Origin of the sequence: Pseudochrobactrum kiredjianiae (genome assembly GCF_030362795.1) — a bacterium.
Taxonomy (GTDB): domain Bacteria; phylum Pseudomonadota; class Alphaproteobacteria; order Rhizobiales; family Rhizobiaceae; genus Pseudochrobactrum; species Pseudochrobactrum kiredjianiae.
Genome location: NZ_JAUCBM010000001.1, coordinates 594241 through 613582 on the forward strand (window position 1 = coordinate 594241; position 19342 = coordinate 613582).

Sequence of the window (19342 nt, forward strand, 5' to 3'; positions counted from 1 at the left end):
TCCGGCCTCTGTTCATCAGAATTTTGCGGTCAGACTGGCGCGGAATGTCCGTCCCGGTGAAGGCATCAGGCCGAGTGTCAGCGCATCCATATAATAAACATCGGTGAGGTTATCGATGTTGAAATCAAAGGTCGTATCCTCATTGATCTTATAGCTCGCGAAGATATCCACCAAGGTATATTGGCTCCACTCAATACCGGCGGTATAGCCGCCGCTGGTGGCATTGCCGAGTTCGGAGGCCCGTCGACCGGTATAGGTGACACGGCTACCCACAGTCAGAGCCTCATCCAGCCAGCGGGTGCCCAGAATGACCGAGCCGGATTTTTTAGGCGGCAGATGCATTTGTGCATAGCCGCTCGGCACGCCGCCGCCGAAGCAATTTGGCCGTGAAGTGCTGCCGGTTTGTTCTGTGGTGCAGAATTCCGTGCCGGTATAATAGATGCCGGATGCTTCACCGAAGAACCAGCCATTGTCATAGCGGGCTGAAATTTCGTAACCTTTGAACTTTGCATAATCCAGATTACGCATAGTTGTGGAGCCGATATTTTCACCCGGTTTGTTTTCAATGGTGCGGGTGAGGTAATTATCAATGTGGTTGTTGAAATAAGCGACTTTGAAACGCAGTTCATCGCCGCCGTCAAACACGCTGTCGAGTTTGAGATTGGAGCCGAATTCCCAGTTTTTGGCGTGTTCCGGTTTGAGCGTCAGCAACGGCGAGGCATCAAAAGACCAGCCTGATGTTGTTTCAAACAGGTTCGGCGCACGGATCGCTTCTGCATAACGGGCATAGAATTGCAGTCCGTCCTGCGGTTCGATCGTCACCGCCGCAATCGGGGCAAAGCCGGAGCTATTTTCCTCATTGTTCAGATAATAAGCATCTGCCGGATTTTTCGTCGGAATACGGGTCAGGGCATTATCGTAACTATGGGTTTTGGTATAACGTAGCGTGCCGTCAAATTTCAGCCAGTCGAGCGGTTTCCACTCACCGGAAATGAAGCCGCTGGTTTCTTTGCGCCAGCCGTCACGGGCATTCAGCGTGCCACCATCCGGTGTGTTGGGACGATGTTTTGATGGCGCCAGCGTTTCATAGGTGTAAGAGCCACCATAATTCAGCGTTACATCACCCCAGCGCGTATCGAATAAACTCTCATTGGAAACATCGAAGCCGGTACGTTTGGCAACATCCGAGTAACCTTGCGTATAGTCATCGCCGAAAAACTCGTAAGGCGTGCGGATATCGGTTTCGGTTTTGGTATGCCAGAGATTGGCAGTGAGATTGATCAGATCATTATTGTCCGGCTTCCAGTTATAGCGTGCGGTATAGGTATCGACATCCACATCGCTGAGCGGTGCCTGCACTGCACCTTCACCGCGAATAATCACGGAAGGCATCAGCTCACCGAATTTGCTCTGATATTTCATATAGCCGAGATCAAGCGTATGCCCGCCTTCCAGCATGAACTTGCCTTTAAGCAGATAAGACGTGTTATCCTGCGAGGTATTCAGCACTTCTTCCCCCGCGCGATAGCGGTTCAGACCATCAAGCGCGAAGGAAGTCGTTTCCGTCCATGTGTCCGGTCGCCCGCCGCGTCCTGGTCGCACAACCCGTCTGACAGTTTTTTTAATCTCCGGCGTGTCGCCCCGTGTTCCCGCATGGTAATTGCCGACCTTTCGTCTGGTATAGGCAGCTACCAGCTCAAAATTTTCCCAGCGCTTGGCAAAGGCAACACTGCCGGAGCCGGAGCTTGGCTCCAGCAAAGCAGGGCGGTCAAAGCCGGTTTTACTGCCATATTTGCTCATATCCATTTTGGCGATGTCATCCGGTATCGGCTGAATCACGCAGTTCGTATTACAACCGGTGATATAGGATTTGCTGACACCATAGAGGCCGCCGGTCGTGCCTGCCGGTGGCGGGGAGGACGTGTTGCCCATCAGGCTGCCGCGTACCCGCCAGCCCATATCCTGCCCGTCTTTGATAATGTCATTGGCTGTGAGTGTCCGCATAACGGCGACACCGCCGGTGGCACCCACACCATAAACACCGGCAGATGGGCCTTTGACGATTTCCACGCCGCCGATCATATCCGGATCAACATAGTTGCGCGACGCCACGCCGGAATAACCGCGATAAACGGTGTTTTGCTGCTGCGCACCATCAATCACCACCGGCACACGGCCAAAGCCCTGCATCCCGCGAATATTAATATCAATCGCACCGCTATTGCGGTTGTCGCCGGTCATAATACCGGCCTGACCCTTGAGAAAGTCACCTGTGGATGTACCGCGAAACAGCTCGATTTTTTCCTGTGACAGATAGGTGGACGAGCCGGGGCTGGAATAGGTAGCATCCGCCGCAGCGATGGCACTGTTACCGGCAATGGTGATGGTGTTGAGGGTGATCCCTCCCTCCGGCACGGCACCTGCATTGCCTGTTGCTGCCGGAGCAGGGGCATTGAGGGTCACAGACGTCGGCGAGGTGAAATGATAGCTGATACCGCTGCCTGACAATAGCTGACTGAGGGCGGCCTCCGCAGACATTGTGCCTTTGACACCATTGGTGGAAAGCCCGCGCGTGACTGAAGCATCATAGACAAGACGTATGCGCGATGTGTCAGCGAACCGGTTGAGTGCCGCACTGAGATTGCCGGATGCAATCGCATAGCTGAAACTTGCACTTTGCTGGGCGGCAACCGGAGCCGCGCCATACAAGAGCGTGCCACCGGATAAAGCGGCAATGGCTACCGAATTCAGCAATAAAGCTGTCAAGAATTGTGAGTGGCGCAAACCGCTATTCATCCGCGTGGTCATATTGTCAAATTCCGCTGTCAATCTGTGCAACAGGCACATTCATAGCGGTAGACGAATGAGTGGTTTAAAACCGGATATAAATAATCATCTTTTTATAAAAAATATTTTACTGCACTCAGCGATGCAGCAAAATCAGATAATTACTGAGCCGTGTGGAGCGGATATTCAGTGCATTTTCCAGATCGCTGACAACGACAACGGTGTTTTTGGTATCAAACACGCCGCTCACACGCTGTTCACGGATTGCTGCATCCGTAATGCGGATCAGCCCTGCATGATAACGATTGAGCTCTTCAATAACTTCACCAAGCGGACGATCCGCTACAATCAGCTTACCGCGTCGCCATGCGGTTGCGGTATCTGCATCAATCGTGCTGACTGCGGAGACGGTATTGCGGGTAAAACGAGCCGTCTCATCCGCATTGAGCACTGTTGCCTGTGCATTTTCCGCACGGCCTTTGATCTCGACCTTACTCTCCAGCACAGTCACTTCCGTGCTTTGCGGCTGCTGCCGCACAGCATAGATGGTGCCGAGTGCTGTGGCTTCCCCCTCATGGGTCTCCACACGAAACGGACGGGTTTTATCGGCGGCAACGGTGAACACAGCTTCGCCTTTCAACAGGCGTATTCTCCGCTCTTGCGGCGTGTAGAGAACTTCAAGTGCGGTCGCCGTGTTTAGCTCCGCGGTAGAGCCATCGGGCAGAGTGACGCGCTCATTATGCCCTTTGGCGGTGTAAATATCAGCCTGCACCCGTGTTGGAACATCATAAATATAGGTGCCGGAAAGCGCGAACGCTGCGAATAATCCAGCGGCGGCAGCGGACTGCCATCGGGTGAAAACAGAACGGCGCTGAGGCGCAGTTTTGGCAGAGAGCGGGATGACGTTATCCTGTATTGCGGGTTTGGGCAGTAATGCCGTTTCATACCAAATGCCGGATATTTCATGATAGACAGCACGATGCCTTGCGCTGGCGGCAAGCCAGTCGTCAAAGGCGCTCTGATCTGCGTCGGAAAGCGCATTGTCTTCCTGTCGGGCAAACCACAGAGCCGCTTGCTCAAGGATATGATGCTCTGTTGTGTCTCTCATGAAAGGTTCTGTTTCATTCCCTGTGATCGTGATGTTGATAGGTTTCTATAGTTAAGACGAATGAGAACGGCCAATTCCTCATTGATTTATAAAAATAATTATCCGCGCTCCCGCATCCGCCTTGTACAATGCGCCGTTGCTGCAGCAAGATGTTTCTCTACGGCACTTCTGGTAATATTCATGCGGAAGGCAATTTCTGCATGGGGCAGCTCGTCAAAACGCCGCAAAATAAAGCATTCACGGCAGCGCGGCGGGAGTTCATCAATAGCTTCCTGCAGGATTTTCAGGCGCTGTCGCGCGATCAGCTGGTCTTCGGCATTTTGGGTATCAGCTGCAATATCCGGCGCTTCTGCTGTGCTGAAACGCTCACGGGTACGCCGTAACTTGCGAAAATGATCGGTCACCAGATTGTTGAGAATACGAAACAGGAAAGCGCGCATATTGCGCAACTCGGAACTGTCGCTGTTGACAGCACGTAAATAGGTTTCCTGCACCAGATCTTCGGCCAGCACCGTGTCTCCGGTTCTGGAGCGGGCAAAATTATGCAATTCACGATAATGACCGGCACTGTCCCGTGCCGCATCTTCGTGCTTTACAATTTTGCTTTGGCCGTTGTTATGCGGCGCATCAGGGTCCGAAAAATCCATGCCGCTCTGAAAATGAAGAATGCTGATCAAAGCCGCTTATATAAAACATGATTTTTATAATCAAGTTAATTGCCCGTACAAATTCAGGTGAAAATCAGGCATGCGGCAGATATGAATATCTATGCGTATAAAATTTATGCAGCAGAGTATTTCCGCAAATTGCAGGAAAAGAAAATCAGATTTCAATAAATCCGGATCGTGGAAAATTATCCCTCTTGGAGAAGCGGAAAAGCGCTCCTATGATGCTGTTTTTCAACAGGTCAATGCCACCATGCTTCACGTGCCTGCCTATATGCTCACAACCGGTCCGGTACCTGCTTATCCGGAGGTGCTCCGTGCATTGGGGCAGCCGGTTTCCTATGACTATACGGATGCGTTTCAGGCATTTTATCAAAGCGTGATTGAGAAGCTGGCGCAGATTATGCGCACCGTCAACCAGCCGGTGATTATGCAGGGTGAGGCTATTCTTGGCATTGAGGCGGCAGCTGCGGGTCTGATCGCCCGTCAGGATGTGGTGCTTAATCTGGTGTCCGGTGTTTATGGCAAGGGTTTCGGGCCTTGGGCTGCGCGCTATGGAAGTGAAGTCATTGAACTGGCAGTGGATTATGACGATGTGATTGATCTGCAGGCTGTAGAGGTCGCGCTGAAACAACGCCCTGACATCAGTATTATTGCCGTTTGTCATCACGATACGCCTTCGGGTACGCTCAATCTTTTGGCGGAGATCGGTGCGATCGCCGCGCGTCACGGTGCTTATCTGATTGTCGATGCGGTCTCATCTTTTGGCGGCATGGATGTGCATCCTGAAGCTGTGCATGCGGATATTTTCATTACATCACCGTCCAAATGTTTGGGCAGCACACCGGGACTGACATTGGCTGCGGTGAGCGATCGCGCATGGCAGAAAATGGCCTCTAATCCGGATGCGCCACGAGCATCATTCCTGAGCCTTCTGGATTGGAAAGACGCATGGCGTGCAGGCAATGCTTTTCCGGTAACACCTTCAGTTGCGGAAATTTATGCTCTCAATGCGGCGCTTGATCTTTATCTGGCGGAAGGCGCTGCAAATGTCTGGGCGCGTCATGCCAAGACTGCGCAAATCGCTCGTGAAGGTGTCAAAGCGCTGGGGCTGGAATTATGGCCGCGTCAGGAGGCTTATGTATCACCGACTGCGACAGTGTTTAAAGTGCCGGATGGTATCAGCGATGTGCCTTTGCGCGATCTGATGCTGCGCGACCATGATGTGCTGGTATCGCTGGGTCGCAAGGATACGGCTGGCAAGGTGTTGCGCATCGGTCATATGGGGGCATCTGCACAACCGGAATTCGCGGCAAAAGCGGTTGAGGCTTTGGCTGCTGCATTGAAAAAACTTAAGATATAAGCGATTACAGAGGGACAGGGACTTATGACAAGATTGACGCTTAACCGACGCGCGCTGCTGGCAGGAACTGCCGGTCTTGCAGCATTGTCTGTTCTGCCGCGATTTGCTTTTGCGCAAGGTTCAACATCGCCGCGCCGCGAAGCGGTTGTGCCCAATCGCGGCGGTCATTTGGTGGTTGCGGCAGATAGTGAACCGGCCAATCTTAATCCGGCAATTGTCGCCTCCAATGGCGTGTTCTTTGTTGCCAGTAAGGTGATTGAGCAACTTGCCGAGCAGTCCTATGTGAATGTTGATCAGCCGGATGGTTTGAAACCTCTGCTGGCCACCAGTTGGGAAGGCGCAGCAGATGGCCTGTCGGCCACATTCAAATTGCGTGAAGGCGTGACATGGCATGACGGCAAGCCGTTCACCTCTGCCGATGTGGCATTCTCGGCGCTGGAGGTTTGGAAGAAACTACAAAATCTCGGCCGCTCGGTTTTCAAAAATCTGGAAAATGTTGAAACACCGGACGAGTATACGGCTGTCTTCCGTTTTTCCGAGCCGACACCGTTTCAGCTGATCCGCAATGCCTTGCCGGTAGTAACTTCAGTACTGCCGAAACATCTCTATGAAGGCACGGATATTGCGAAAAATCCGGCCAATGAGAAACTTGTGGGCACGGGGCCGTTTGTCTATGGCGATCACAAACCGGGTGAATATTACCTGCTGAAACGCAATGAGAATTATTGGGACAAACAAGCACCTGCACTGGATGAGATTATCTATCAGGTGCTGCCGGATCGTGCTTCTGCGGGCAATGCGCTGGAAGCCGACCAGATTCAGCTGGCCGCTTTCTCTGCCGTGCCACTGGCTGATCTGGAGCGGATTTCCAAAGTACCAGGGCTGAAAGTCTATGCCGACGGCTATGAGGCACTGACCTATCAGTTGAGTGTCGAGCTTAATCATCGTCGCAAAGAACTCGCTGATCTGAAAGTGCGCCAAGCTATTGCTCATGCGATCGATAAGGACTTTGTGGTTAAGACGATTTTCCTCGGCTATGCAAAACCGGCGACAGGACCGGTACCGGCTTTTGACACGGTATTTTATGCGCCGGATACGCAGCAATATGCATTTGATATTGCCAAGGCTGAAAGCCTGCTGGATGAGGCCGGTTATAAAAAAGGCGCTGACGGTATCCGCTTTAAACTAAAGCTGCTGCCTGCTCCATTCTTTAATGAAACCAAGCAATTCGGCGATTATCTGCGTCAGGCTCTGGTGAAAATCGGTATTGATGCGGTGATTGTCGCCAATGACTCACCGGCGCATCTCAAAGCGGTCTATACCGATCATGACTTTGATATTGCTGTGGCTACGCCGGTTTATCGCTCTGATCCGGCGATCTCGACAACAGTACTGTTCCAGAGTGGATTACCAGCCGGTGCGCCATTCACCAACCAATATGGCTATAAGAATGAGGCGGTTGATGCACTGATTGCCAAGGGCGCAGTGACTTTGGACGATGGGCTACGTGCAGGTATCTATCAGGATCTGCAACGACTGGTGGCGGAAGATTTACCGCTGATTAATGTTGCGGATTTCTCGTTCATTACGGTTGCAAGCGAACGTGTGCAGAATGTTTCGGATAATCCACGCTGGGCTGTGTCTTCATGGGCGAATACTGGTTTGCAAGAGTAACCCGCAGTGCCGTTTCTCCTCCGCCGTCTTGCCAGTATCCTTCCGGTTCTGGGTATTGTTCTGGTGGGTAGCTTTCTTATTCTGGAAGCTGCCCCCGGCGATGCCGTGGATGCTTATGTGGCGCAGATGGGCGGGGCGGATGCGCAGCACCTTGAAGCTTTGCGCCAGTCATGGGGATTAGATCAGGGGCCGTTGCAGCGGTTTTTTGCCTATGTCACGGCGCTGTTCTCCGGCGATTTTGGCTGGTCTTCGGCTTTTCAGCGTCCGGTGCTGGATGTCATTCTGGAGCGGCTTCCGGCAACCTTACTGTTGATGGGCGTATCGACGTTTTTGGCATTTTTTGCCGGTTCTCTGCTCGGTATCGTGGCCGGTGCCAAACCGCATTCCAAGCGAGACCGGTTGTTGTCACTGACTTCACTGGCACTTTATGCAGTCCCGGGTTTCTGGCTGGGCTTGGTACTGATAGTGATCTTCGGCGTAACATTGCGCTGGTTGCCAATCGGCGGGCTGGAAACCATTGCATCGGGTAAAACAGGACTGGCCAGAGCGGCGGATATCAGCCGACATCTGATCCTGCCGGTTGCGGCACTTTCCAGCGTCTATCTCACGCTTTACCTGCGCTTGATGCGGGATCGTATGGCCGATCTGCATCAGGAAATGTTTGTGCAGGCGCTTAAAGCACGCGGAATTTCTTCGCGCCGGATCATCTGGCGGCATATCGCCCGTAATGCTGTGTTGCCGGTGGTGACAATGTTAGGTCTGCAGGCCGGTGTGATGCTCGGCGGCAGTGTGGTGATTGAGAGTGTCTTTGCCATTCCGGGCTTTGGTCGGCTGGCAGCAGAAGCCGTTGCCAAACGCGATACGGCCTTGCTGCTTGGTGTCGTTCTGTTCGGTGCTTTCGCGGTGATCATTGCCAATCTGCTGGTTGATCTGGCCTATGCACGGCTTGATCCGCGGGTGCGGAGCCAGCGCCAATGAAGTTTTTTCAGACTTTGGACAGGCAGAGTAAGGCCGGTATTGGTCTTCTGATACTTCTAGGACTAATGGCGCTGTCTGCACCATTACTGTTTGCCGGTGATCCGCTGGCGATTGCCGGAGAACCGCTGATCCGGCCATTCACGGATTATGCCCATTGGTTGGGTACAGACCGGTTGGGACGCGATGTGCTGGCAGGGCTGTTTCATGGCGCACGCACGACTTTGCTGGTGGCGCTGAGTTCCGCAGCAGCAGCACTGATTGCTGGTAGTCTGATCGGCACACTGGCTGGTTTTCTCGGCGGTTTTGCCGATAATGTGCTGATGCGGATCACTGAGGCGTTTCAGACTGTGCCGGGCTTTTTGCTGGCGCTGGCGATGATCAATGTGCTGGGGCCAAGCATTCCGACGCTGATTATTGCAATCAGCATTGGCAGCTGGACGCAGGCTGCGCGGGTAACGCGGGCGGAAGTGCTGTCTCTGCGCGAGCGCGATTTTGTTGCCGCTGCCCGCACGCTGGGGCAGGGGCCGTTCTCCATTGCTTTTCGGGAAATCCTGCCCAATGCTTTTGGGCCAGCGGCATCGCTGGCAGCTGTCTCTGTTGCGGCGGCAATTTTGATTGAAGCCTCACTGGCCTTCTTAGGCTTTGGCGATCCGAACAGCGTGACATGGGGCACGATGATTGCCGAGGGACGCAGCGTGCTACGCTCAGCGCCTTATCTCTCGATCATTCCGGGACTGGCATTGGTGGTAACCGTTTTGGCTGTGCATCTCACCGGACAGGCACTGACACGCCGCCCATCATCCGCGAGGGAGCGCAGCAATGTCTGAGGTCTTTCTTGTCGTACAGGACTTGGCTGTTCGCTATGGTGCGCAGCAGGTGTTGCACCCTGTTAGTTTTGAGCTAAAACAAGGTGAAAGACTGGCGCTGATTGGTGAAAGTGGTTCCGGTAAAACCACATTGGCCATGGCAATTGCCGGTCTCTTGCCTGCCAGTGCTAAAACTGCCGGTTCAATCCATTTTCCGGCTTTAGCGCATGAGCCGCGTGCCGGTCGTGATATTGGTGTGGTGTTTCAGGATCCTGATGGGTCACTCGATCCGATGATGCGGGTGGGCGATCAGATTGCAGAAGTGATCGTCACGCATCTTAAAACCTCTTGGACTGAAGCACGCCAAAGAGCTGTAGAACTGATGCAGCAGGTGCAGATTGCGGATAGTCAGCAGCGTTTACGCAGCTACCCGCATGAATTCTCCGGCGGGCAAAAACAGCGTATTGCCATTGCCGCAGCTTTGGCTGCACAGCCGCAGTTACTGATCGCAGACGAGCCGACCAGTGCGCTGGATACGGTAGTACAAAATCATGTGGCGCAATTGCTGGATGGTCTGGTGCGGGCACAAGGACTGACAATGCTGTTCGTGACCCATGATATCGCGCTGGCATCACAACTGGCTGATAGAATTGCCGTGCTTTATCGCGGGGATCTGGTGGAACTTGGCACGGCTGAACAGGTAATCACCGCGCCGCAGCATGAGTATACCAAAGCTTTGCTGGCAACCCATATCGGGCTGGACTGGGAAAAGCAGCCACGCCTGCCTGAGATTGACGGTGTGCTATGAGAGAGGTTTTGAATATTTCCGGTCTCAATAAGACCTTTGGTAAAGACCCTTCTAAAGGATTGAAAAATATCCATCTCACAGTTCATGCCGGTGAGACACTGGCGCTGGTCGGGCGTTCCGGCTCCGGCAAAAGCACACTGGCGCGGCTGATCATGCGGCTGAACGAGCCGGATAGTGGCAGGATCATTCTCAACGGCACCGATATTACCGCTCTTCAGGGCAATGCGCTGCGGGAGAAGCGTACTGCATTCCAGATGGTGTTTCAGGACCCTCTGGCGGCTTTCAACCCGCGCCATACGCTGCGTCAGATATTACATGTGCCGCTGGCTTTGCACGGTAGTCAGCAGCATACGAACCAGCAAATTGCTGAAGTCTTGCAACGGGTTGGTCTGACAGCGGATATGGCTGACCGCTATCCGCGTGAACTCTCCGGTGGTCAGCGCCAGCGTGTTGCCATTGCCCGTGCGCTGTTGTGCAAGCCTGATCTGATTGTGCTGGATGAACCGGTATCGGCTTTGGACGTATCTGTGCGTGCGAAAATCCTTAATCTGCTGGCTGATTTACAGCGCGAAAATGACATTGCCTATCTGTTTATCTCGCATGACCTGGCATTGGTGCGGGCTTTTTGTGACCGGATGCTGGTGCTGCATGAGGGCGAGATCGTCGAGCAGGGTGTGCCGGATGATGTACTGCAAAACCCGCAGACAGAACCGACGCGGCAACTGGTTGATGCTGTACCAAAACTTATAACTGAATTCGGCAAATCTTAACGGCGAAATCAATGAAGTGCCGCAAAACAGGCAGAATACGCCCGCTTTTCCGGTAGAACAAATGCACCGGAACCGCTGGTAATTCATAGTCCGGTAGCAGGCGGATCAGCTCGCCGGAGCGGATCATATCCTCAAGCATATAATGATGCAGGGAAACAATGCCTGTACCTTGGCAGGCAGCCTGCCGCATGGCCGATGTATCATTGAGGCGCAGAACTGTGCGCATTGCCACTTCCTGATGATCTCTGAATATCAGCCTGTTCGGATGGCGGCGCATCGTATGGGCAATCAGATAATGTTCGCTCAGATCATCCGGTTGTTGCGGATGACCGTGGCGCTCCAAGTAAGACGGTGCGGCACAGAGCCAATAGGCCGTCTTGCCGATGGAGCGCTGGATCAGACCGGCAGTGCCTTGCATGGTCATGCCGAAAATCAGATCGATATTCTCCTGTTCGATATCCGGAAAGCGCTCAGCCAGTTCCAGATCAAGGGTGATATGCGGAAAGCGGCTGGTAAATTCGTGTAAATGCGGCAGCAGGAATTGTGTGGCCAGCGGACGTGCAGCGACAACGCGCAAAGTACCGGATGGCTCGCCACGCATTTCCGAAAGATAACGGCTTTCCCGTTCGCTTAGGAGGCGCAATGTCTCGGCCGCATAATCTTTGAAAATCCGGCCTGCCGGTGTCAGCTGCATACGCCGTGTGGTGCGTTCAATCAGTCCCAGTTCCAACTGGTTTTCCAGCATTGTCAGTTGTTTGCTGACTGCAGGAGCGGAAATGCCGAGCTTTTTGGCGGCAGCAGCAATGCTGCCAGCCTCGGCAATATCCAGAAAAATTTGCATCTGCTGCGGTGAAACGCGAAAATTCGGTGACATCTATTCGTAACTTTTAGTTATGAAATCGTAATTTTAACAGGGCTTATGTTACTTATTAGATTGTTTTAAGGACTGGCGCAAATTCTGAATAAAGAAAGGAATGCGCCATGACCACATTGGCTGCGCAAACGAAGACATTCCGTAAAACACCGGCTTTGCTGCTTCTGGCGCTGCTGGTTACACTGCCGCAAATCGGCGAAACAATTTATACGCCTTCTCTGACTGGTATGGCGCGGGGGCTGAATATTTCCGCATCGGCGGCGCAAACAACACTGAGCATCTTTTTTGCCGGTTTCGCGCTTGGCGTTTTATGCTGGGGGCAGGTGTCCGATCATATCGGGCGGCGTAAAACCATGATCATCACACTGGCACTTTATCTGCTGGGTTGCCTGATCTGTCTTTCTGCATCCTCGTTGTGGGTGCTCAATAGCGGACGTTTCATTCAGGCTTTCGGTGCGGCCAGCTGTTCGGTGGTGATTCAGTCTGTCTGTCGTGAGGCATTCAGCGGTGAGCGTCGCGTGGTTGTTTTTACAACAATCGGTATGCTCATTCCTGTTTCCGCGGCAGCAGGGCCGTTTATCGGCGGTCTGAGTGTCACGCTCGGTGACTGGCGTACCGCTTTCATGGTACTGCTGGTGCTTGGTGCTGTCTCTCTGGTGCTGGTCTGTGTTGCTTTTCCGGAAACGCTGGTGAAGCAGAACCATAAATCATCCCTGATGCAGATTTTGGCGCGGATGCTGCGCGATCCGCAGGTGATCGGCACAGGCCTGCTGATCGGCATTGGTAACGGGATTATTTTCAGCTTCTATGCGGAGGCACCGTTTCTGCTAATCAATATGCAGGGCTTGTCGCCTGTTACCTATGGCACGCTTTGTATGCTGGTCGTGTCCGGCAGTATTTGGGGTGGCATGGCGATGCGCCGTTTGAATACGGCAGGCTATACAAGTCAGACGGTGATGATTGCAGGTATTCTGCTGTTGGCTTGTGCTGCGGCCGGTTTGCTGGTCGTGAGCCTGCTGACAACAGGACAGCTTTATCTTGTGTTGTTTACCGGTTTTTCCGTGCTGCTGTTTGCCGGTTTTACTTTGCTGACAACCGCCTGTCTGCATGGCGCCTTGCAACATTATCATGATGCTTTGGGCACGGCTGGTGCTTTGCTCGGCCTGTTCTACTATGCGGTGATCACAGCGCTTACAGAGGGCATGGCACTGCTGCACAGTGGTTCTGCTCTGGTTTTCCCGAGCTATGCGCTGGGGCTGAGTGCGGCGGCAGCGCTGATATTCTTTGCCTTTATTTACAAGGCAAAGGCCGCTGCTGTTAAAGCCTAATCATCATTCAGCGACATGCTCTCAATAGAGAATTCCATGCGGTCAGCAGGAAAGCGTGTCGCTGAATATTCCACCGGCACGCCATTCGTATCGACATTGAGGGATTGAGCTGTGAGTACAATCGCACCCGGTGTGAGCTTTAGGTGGAGCAGATCTTGTCCATTGGCATGCTGGGCGGAAATCAAGGTGGATTTGCGGAAATAATCGGCAATGCCCGATTGTTTCAGCGCCTGTGTAACCGAACCGCTGGCCTTGTAAAATTCATCAAATTGCGGAAAGCGCTGTTGATCAAACCAGCTGTCAGACATGGAAACCGGCTGGCCATCGGCAATGGATAATGTTTCAAAATGATGCACCTGTGCAGTCTCATCATTGAGTTGCAAGGCATGGGCAACCTCAGCGGATGGTTTGTCGATGCTGTGGGCAAGAATAACCCGCTCCTGCTGTGTAATCTGTTCGGCGAGACTGGTCGACATACGCGTGCGTTTGCTGATGGGGTAAGTCAGCCGCTTGGCATTGGCGATAAAAGTGCCACGCCCTTGCTCCGCCCGTAACACGCCTTCCTGTGTCAGCGCAGCAATAGCACTACGCACCGTATGGCGGTTGACACCAAAGCGGGCAGCCAGTGTCATTTCCGGCGGCAGCTTTTCGCCGCGTTTGAAATGACCGTGTTTAATTTCCCTGCGAATTTCATCTGCAATCTGCCGCCAGACAGCCACGCCGCTGTTGCGGGCGATTTTTGTTGTTTCTGCCATTTATTTTGTCGCAGCCCCGCTGATTGTCATGCGCTTGTCACCAAGAGCGTTTAAGACAATAATTAATGTCTAGTTGTATAGATGAATAGACAATTTAGAGCGGTGTGTCAAATGAAGAATGAAACCGAAAATCTACCCGATAATTTGCAGGGTGAGCGACGCAAGGTTGCAGCACTACTGGCAAAGGCGGAGTTGCAGGAGCTGGCTTCCTTCTGGAGCAATCAATCAGAGCAGCCGCAGGTCGATGTGCTGCGCGGCCCTGAAACCGGACTGGTCATGGTGCGTGGCCGCATTGGTGGCGGCGGTGCACCTTTTAATCTGGGTGAGACAACCGTGACTCGCGCGACGGTGCGCGTGGCATCAGGTGCTTCTTCGGAAGGTTCTGTTGGTCATTCCTATGCGCTTGGTCGCGATCATGAAAAAGCGCGTCTGGCAGCTATTGCCGATGCTTTATGGCAGGCGCCGCAAAGCCGTGCGGCTGTTGAGCGCGATCTGTTGCAGAAAATTGCACAGCGTCTTGATGCACGTGCCACGCAGCGCCGCCGTGAAGCGGCAGCAACGAAAGTGGACTTCTTCACCATGGTTCGGGGAGACGACTAATGGCTTTTGATAATCAGGCTTTTGAAGGCGGTTTTGCTGATGCCGTTTATGATGCGCAAACCTGTTTTCGCGCATTGATGGATGCTTTGGCTAATCCGGGCATAATCCAATCGCTGACAGCCGAAACGCAGCCGCCATTGCCGCTGACACCGGAGCTCGGTGCCATTGCACAGGCATTGTTTGATCACGATACCAAGGTCTGGCTCGACAGTCGTTTAGCCGCAAGCAGCGCGGTGCGTGAATGGCTCTCGTTCCAGACCGGTCTGGAACTGGTGTCTGAGATTGGTGAGGCACAATTCGCGCTGGTCAGCGATATTGCTCAGATGCCGCCGCTGGATGTTTTTGCCAAAGGCACATCGGAGTATCCGGATCGCTCAGCCACCATTATCATGGCGTTGGACGGCTTTACGGGCACGCAGACTCTGCAGCTTCAGGGGCCTGGTATCGAGCATGTCCGTGATTTCGCGCCAAGCATTTTGCCGGTGCGTTTCAGTGAGCAATGGGCAGCCAATGCAGCCTTGTTCCCGCGTGGTGTGGATCTGGTTTTTGCAGCATCCAAAGCCGTTGCCGCACTGCCGCGCAGTACCAAACTTATCAAAAACGGAAATTGAACCATGTATGTTGCAGTTAAAGGCGGTGAAGCCGCTATTCAGAATGCACATCAGTTGCTGGGTGATCGCCGCCGTGGTGACCGTTCAGTACCGGCCTTGCAGCTGGAGCAGATCGTGGAGCAGCTGGGTCTGGCCGTTGATCGTGCTATGGCGGAGGGTGCGCTTTATGATCGTGAGCTGGCAGCACTGGCAATCCGTCAATCGCGCGGTGATTTGATTGAGGCGATTTTTCTGGTGCGTGCCTATCGCACAACCTTGCCGCGCTTCGGCTATTCCGAGCCGCTGGACACAGCGCAGATGCTGGCGGAACGCCGCATTTCCGCAACCTTTAAAGACCTGCCGGGTGGTCAGCTTTTAGGCGCAACTTTCGATTACACCCATCGTCTGCTTGATCCGGAAATGGCCGGAGATCATCCCGTGGCGCAAGGTGTGCAGCGTGATGATGAGACCGTCGGTGAGCACATGCCGCGTGTGACCGATATTCTCGGTGCCAATGGCATGATCGAGCCGGATGGCGAGATGCCGGAAGGCCATGTTCCGGGTGATCTGACCCGCGAACCTTGGACATTCCCGATGGAGCGCGATCTGCGTTTGCAGGCCTTGGCACGTGGCGATGAGGGTTTTCTGCTGGCGCTGGGTTACTCCACGCAGCGCGGTTATGGCCGTACGCATCCTTTCGTGGGCGAAATCCGTATTGGTGAAGTTGAAGTTGAACTGGATGTGCCGGAGCTTGGCGGTCTGGTATCGCTAGGCAGCATACAGGTGACTGAGTGCCAGATGGTCAATCAGTTTGCCGGTTCGGCAACTCGCCCGCCACAATTCACCCGTGGCTATGGTCTGGTTTTTGGTCAGAGCGAACGTAAGGCGATGTCAATGTCGCTCTGTGACCGTGCGCTGCGCACCGCAGAATTTGAAGAAGATATTACCGCACCGGCACAGGATGAGGAATTTGTGATTTCCCACTCCGACAATGTGCAGTCGACCGGTTTTGTCGAGCATCTCAAACTGCCGCATTATGTGGATTTTCAGGCTGAGCTTGACCTTATCCGCCGTATGCGTGCCGAATATGCCAGCCACAATGATGCACAGAAGGAAGCCGCAGAATGAGCGTTCTGATGCAGTATAATTTTGCTTATCTTGATGAGCAGACCAAGCGGATGATCCGCCGTGCATTGCTTAAAGCGATTGCGGTGCCGGGGTATCAGGTGCCTTTTGCAAGCCGCGAAATGCCGATGCCTTATGGCTGGGGTACCGGTGGTGTGCAGGTGACCGCTGCGGTGCTGGGCGCTGACGATACGCTGAAAGTGATCGATCAGGGTGCGGATGATACGACCAATGCCGTGTCGATCCGTGCATTCTTTGAAAAGACCGCGCAGGTTAAAGTGACGACCCGCACGGAAGATGCAACCATCATTCAGACCCGTCACCGTATTCCGGAAGCACCGCTCACAGAAGGTCAGATCCTTGTTTATCAGGTACCGATCCCTGAGCCGCTGCGCTTTCTGGAACCACGCGAGACCGAAACCCGCAAAATGCATGCACTGGAAGAATACGGCCTGATGCATGTTAAGCTCTATGAAGATATTGCCCGTCACGGCCATATCGCCACGACCTATGCCTATCCGGTGAAAGTCGAAGACCGATATGTGATGGACCCTTCACCGACGCCGAAATTCGACAATCCGAAAATGCATATGTCACCGGCCTTGCAGCTGTTTGGTGCGGGACGTGAAAAGCGTATTTACGCTCTGCCGCCTTACACCAAAGTGGTGAGCCTCGACTTTGAAGATCATCCGTTTGAGGTGCAGAAATTCGCCCAGCCTTGCGCCATGTGTGGTGCCAAGGGCGTTTATCTCGACGAGGTGGTGTTGGATGACAAGGGCGGCAGCATGTTTGTTTGCTCCGACACCGATTATTGCGAAACACGACAGGCCGACGGCCATGTTGGCCATCTCTCCGCAAATAACAAAGATATCGGACAAGCGTCCTCAGGTCGGGAGGCAGCCCAATGAGCGATATAAATCATGATACGCCTTTGCTGCGTGTAAACGGATTGTCGAAGTTCTATGGCAACCGCCTTGGTTGCAGCAATGTTTCCTTTGAGCTGTATCCGGGTGAAGTGCTGGCGATTGTCGGCGAGAGCGGTTCCGGTAAGACAACGCTGCTCAACTGCCTTGCCACACGCTTGCAGCCCTCAGTCGGCGCTGTGGAATACCGGATGCGTGACGGCCAGTTCCGTGATCTGTACCGGATGAGTGAGGCCGAGCGCCGGTTTCTGATGCGTACTGACTGGGGCTTTGTGCATCAGAACCCTTCTGACGGTTTGCGTATGACTGTCTCTGCCGGTGCCAATGTCGGCGAGCGTCTGATGGCGGTTGGTGAGCGCCATTATGGCAAAATCCGTGAGACCGCGACAGACTGGCTTGGTCGTGTGGAAATCTCTGCCGACCGTATTGATGACCAGCCGCGTGCGTTTTCGGGTGGTATGCGCCAGCGCTTGCAGATCGCCCGCAATCTGGTGACTGCACCGCGTTTGATCTTCATGGATGAGCCGACCGGTGGTCTGGACGTATCCGTGCAGGCGCGTTTGCTCGATCTGTTGCGCGGTCTGGTGGCCGATCTCGGTCTGGCTGCAATTGTCGTGACCCACGATCTGGCTGTGGCGCGTCTGTTATCGCATCGTATGATGGTGATGAAAGACGGTCATATTATTGAAGCCGGTCTGACTGACCGCGTGCTGGATGATCCGCAGGCGCCTTATACACAGCTGCTCGTTTCCTCGATTTTGCAGGTTTAATCATGACTATGCCCCTTATTGTTTCGGAAGTGGCAAAGAGCTTCACCATGCATTTGCAGGGCGGCATTAAGTTGCCGGTGGTGAATAATGTTTTCTTTGCTCTGAAAGCCGGTGAATGTGCCGTGCTCGGCGGCCCGTCCGGTGCCGGTAAAAGCTCGATCCTGAAAATGGTCTATGGCAATTACGCCGTGGACGAAGGTCAGATCATTCTGCGCCATCACGGCAAACAGATCGATATTGCCTCGGCAGATCCGCGCACTGTTATGGCGGTGCGCCGCGATACGATTGGTTATGTCAGCCAGTTTTTGCGCACTGTACCGCGTGTCAGTGCATTGAATGTGGTGGCTGATCCGTTATTTGCCCGTGGTATTGACCGCGAGAAAGCTCAGGATAAAGCGCGTGAATTGCTGGCGATGCTCAATCTGCCGCAGCGCCTGTGGGATCTGCCGCCAGCCACTTTCTCCGGTGGTGAGCAGCAACGTGTGAATATTGCCCGTGGGTTCATCACCGATCATCCGGTTCTGTTGCTCGATGAACCAACTGCCTCGCTCGATGCCAAAAACCGTGACGTGGTTGTGGAGCTGATCCGCCGTAAAAAAGCGGAAGGCGTGGCGATGCTCGGTATTTTCCACGATGAAGATGTGCGCGAAGCCGTGGCTGACCGTATCATTGACGTGACGGAGTTTGCTCCGGGTTATGTGCGTCAGGGAGCGGACGCATGACCAGATTGTCAGAGCAGCCGTTTATCCATCTGGATACAGAAATTTCCGACAGCACATTCGGCCGCTATACGGAAATTGGTAACCGTTGTCGTATTTCTGAAACGGAAATGGGTGACTATTCCTATATTGAGCGCGACGGTATGGTCTGGTGCGCCAAGATCGGTAAATTCGCGAATATTGCAGCCTCTGTGCGTATCAATGCCACCAATCATCCGATGTGGCGCGCAACACTGCATCACTTTACCTATCGCGCCAATGATTACTGGCCGGATGCCGAGCAGGAGGCGGATTTCTTTGAATGGCGCCGCGCCCATGAAGTGACCATTGGTCATGATACATGGCTTGGACATGGTGTAACCGTTTTGCCTGGTGTTAAAATCGGTAATGGCGCGGTCATCGGCTCCGGTGCAGTCGTTTCCAAAGATGTCGCGCCTTATACGATTGTCGGCGGGGTGCCTGCCAAACGCATTCGTCAGCGTTTTACAGACAGCATTGTTGAGCGTCTCGAAGCTCTGGCATGGTGGGACTGGGATCATCAGCGCCTGCGGGATGCACTGGATGATTTCCGCAAACTTGAGATTGAAGCCTTTCTTGAAAAGCACGGCGGCTGATAAGCCAAGGTGCTGAATCCAATAGCAGAACAGAGCCGCCGGAGTTTCCGGCGGCTTTTTTGTCAAAAATCTGATTCAGAATTTT

The 19342-nt window shown here is 53.6% G+C and carries 19 protein-coding genes; 14 read left to right on the forward strand and 5 right to left on the reverse strand.

The genetic code is table 11. The annotated features are described in order from the left end of the window. Nucleotides 1–15 precede the first annotated feature (15 nt). The 3 genes from QUF18_RS02660 to QUF18_RS02670 form a co-directional block, all read right to left on the reverse strand. Complete coding sequence (locus QUF18_RS02660; protein WP_289384998.1) at nucleotides 16–2808, reverse strand: TonB-dependent receptor; 2793 nt, start codon at nucleotides 2806–2808, stop codon at nucleotides 16–18. 115 nt (nucleotides 2809–2923) lie between these two features. Then, nucleotides 2924–3895 (reverse strand): FecR family protein, encoded by a 972-nt coding sequence (locus QUF18_RS02665; protein WP_289385000.1) that lies wholly within the window; start codon nucleotides 3893–3895, stop codon nucleotides 2924–2926. Between the two features lie 98 nt (nucleotides 3896–3993). Further along, a complete protein-coding gene (locus QUF18_RS02670; RefSeq protein WP_289385003.1) occupies nucleotides 3994–4542 on the reverse strand; it encodes an RNA polymerase sigma factor in 549 nt (182 codons plus the stop codon). 121 nt (nucleotides 4543–4663) lie between these two features. On the opposite strand from QUF18_RS02670, the gene ppaT reads away from it, so the two are divergent. The 6 genes from ppaT to QUF18_RS02700 are packed head-to-tail and all read left to right on the forward strand — an operon-like array spanning nucleotide 4664 to nucleotide 10959. Then, the gene (gene ppaT / locus QUF18_RS02675) at nucleotides 4664–5923 is read left to right on the forward strand and encodes a pyridoxamine--pyruvate transaminase (protein ID WP_289385005.1); all 1260 of its coding nucleotides are present in this window, start codon (nucleotides 4664–4666) and stop codon (nucleotides 5921–5923) included. Nucleotides 5924–5947: 24 nt separating this feature from the next. Next, entirely contained in the window at nucleotides 5948–7597 is a 1650-nt protein-coding gene (locus QUF18_RS02680) for an ABC transporter substrate-binding protein (RefSeq protein ID WP_289385007.1), read from the forward strand. Between the two features lie 6 nt (nucleotides 7598–7603). Then, nucleotides 7604–8575 (forward strand): ABC transporter permease, encoded by a 972-nt coding sequence (locus tag QUF18_RS02685; RefSeq protein ID WP_289385009.1) that lies wholly within the window; start codon nucleotides 7604–7606, stop codon nucleotides 8573–8575. Continuing rightward, on the forward strand, nucleotides 8572–9402 hold the full coding sequence (locus QUF18_RS02690; RefSeq protein ID WP_289385011.1) for an ABC transporter permease: 831 nt from the start codon (nucleotides 8572–8574) through the stop codon (nucleotides 9400–9402). The genes QUF18_RS02685 and QUF18_RS02690 overlap by 4 nt, the downstream gene beginning before the upstream one ends. Beyond that, the gene (locus QUF18_RS02695; RefSeq protein WP_289385013.1) at nucleotides 9395–10189 is read left to right on the forward strand and encodes an ABC transporter ATP-binding protein; all 795 of its coding nucleotides are present in this window, start codon (nucleotides 9395–9397) and stop codon (nucleotides 10187–10189) included. The genes QUF18_RS02690 and QUF18_RS02695 overlap by 8 nt, the downstream gene beginning before the upstream one ends. Next, nucleotides 10186–10959 (forward strand): ABC transporter ATP-binding protein, encoded by a 774-nt coding sequence (locus tag QUF18_RS02700; RefSeq protein ID WP_289385014.1) that lies wholly within the window; start codon nucleotides 10186–10188, stop codon nucleotides 10957–10959. Before QUF18_RS02695 ends, QUF18_RS02700 begins: the two co-directional genes overlap by 4 nt. Here the strand turns inward: QUF18_RS02700 and QUF18_RS02705 are convergent. Then, nucleotides 10934–11833 (reverse strand): LysR family transcriptional regulator, encoded by a 900-nt coding sequence (locus tag QUF18_RS02705; protein ID WP_289385016.1) that lies wholly within the window; start codon nucleotides 11831–11833, stop codon nucleotides 10934–10936. The genes QUF18_RS02700 and QUF18_RS02705 overlap by 26 nt on opposite strands. Nucleotides 11834–11940: 107 nt before the next feature. Here QUF18_RS02705 and QUF18_RS02710 point away from each other — a divergent pair, with 107 nt between their 5' ends. Then, a complete protein-coding gene (locus QUF18_RS02710; RefSeq protein WP_289385018.1) occupies nucleotides 11941–13161 on the forward strand; it encodes a multidrug effflux MFS transporter in 1221 nt (406 codons plus the stop codon). Here the strand turns inward: QUF18_RS02710 and phnF are convergent. Next, a complete protein-coding gene (phnF, locus tag QUF18_RS02715; RefSeq protein ID WP_289385019.1) occupies nucleotides 13158–13916 on the reverse strand; it encodes a phosphonate metabolism transcriptional regulator PhnF in 759 nt (252 codons plus the stop codon). The genes QUF18_RS02710 and phnF overlap by 4 nt on opposite strands. A 111-nt stretch (nucleotides 13917–14027) precedes the next feature. Between phnF and phnG the strand changes: the two genes are divergently transcribed. The 7 genes from phnG to QUF18_RS02750 are packed head-to-tail and all read left to right on the forward strand — an operon-like array spanning nucleotide 14028 to nucleotide 19257. Next, nucleotides 14028–14516 carry a phosphonate C-P lyase system protein PhnG gene (gene phnG, locus QUF18_RS02720; protein ID WP_289385021.1) on the forward strand — a complete coding sequence of 163 codons (489 nt, stop codon included), beginning with the start codon at nucleotides 14028–14030 and terminating at the stop codon, nucleotides 14514–14516. Further along, nucleotides 14516–15127, forward strand: coding sequence for a phosphonate C-P lyase system protein PhnH (gene phnH, locus QUF18_RS02725; RefSeq protein WP_289385023.1), 612 nt, complete (start codon nucleotides 14516–14518; stop codon nucleotides 15125–15127). Before phnG ends, phnH begins: the two co-directional genes overlap by 1 nt. Before the next feature lie 3 nt (nucleotides 15128–15130). Continuing rightward, the gene (locus QUF18_RS02730) at nucleotides 15131–16234 is read left to right on the forward strand and encodes a carbon-phosphorus lyase complex subunit (RefSeq protein ID WP_289385026.1); all 1104 of its coding nucleotides are present in this window, start codon (nucleotides 15131–15133) and stop codon (nucleotides 16232–16234) included. After that, nucleotides 16231–17139 (forward strand): alpha-D-ribose 1-methylphosphonate 5-phosphate C-P-lyase PhnJ, encoded by a 909-nt coding sequence (locus tag QUF18_RS02735; protein WP_289385028.1) that lies wholly within the window; start codon nucleotides 16231–16233, stop codon nucleotides 17137–17139. Before QUF18_RS02730 ends, QUF18_RS02735 begins: the two co-directional genes overlap by 4 nt. Then, a complete protein-coding gene (phnK, locus tag QUF18_RS02740; protein WP_289385030.1) occupies nucleotides 17136–17924 on the forward strand; it encodes a phosphonate C-P lyase system protein PhnK in 789 nt (262 codons plus the stop codon). The genes QUF18_RS02735 and phnK overlap by 4 nt, the downstream gene beginning before the upstream one ends. A 2-nt stretch (nucleotides 17925–17926) precedes the next feature. Further along, a complete protein-coding gene (gene phnL / locus QUF18_RS02745; protein WP_289385032.1) occupies nucleotides 17927–18646 on the forward strand; it encodes a phosphonate C-P lyase system protein PhnL in 720 nt (239 codons plus the stop codon). Then, nucleotides 18643–19257, forward strand: coding sequence for a DapH/DapD/GlmU-related protein (locus QUF18_RS02750; RefSeq protein ID WP_289385034.1), 615 nt, complete (start codon nucleotides 18643–18645; stop codon nucleotides 19255–19257). Before phnL ends, QUF18_RS02750 begins: the two co-directional genes overlap by 4 nt. Nucleotides 19258–19342: the final 85 nt, after the last annotated feature.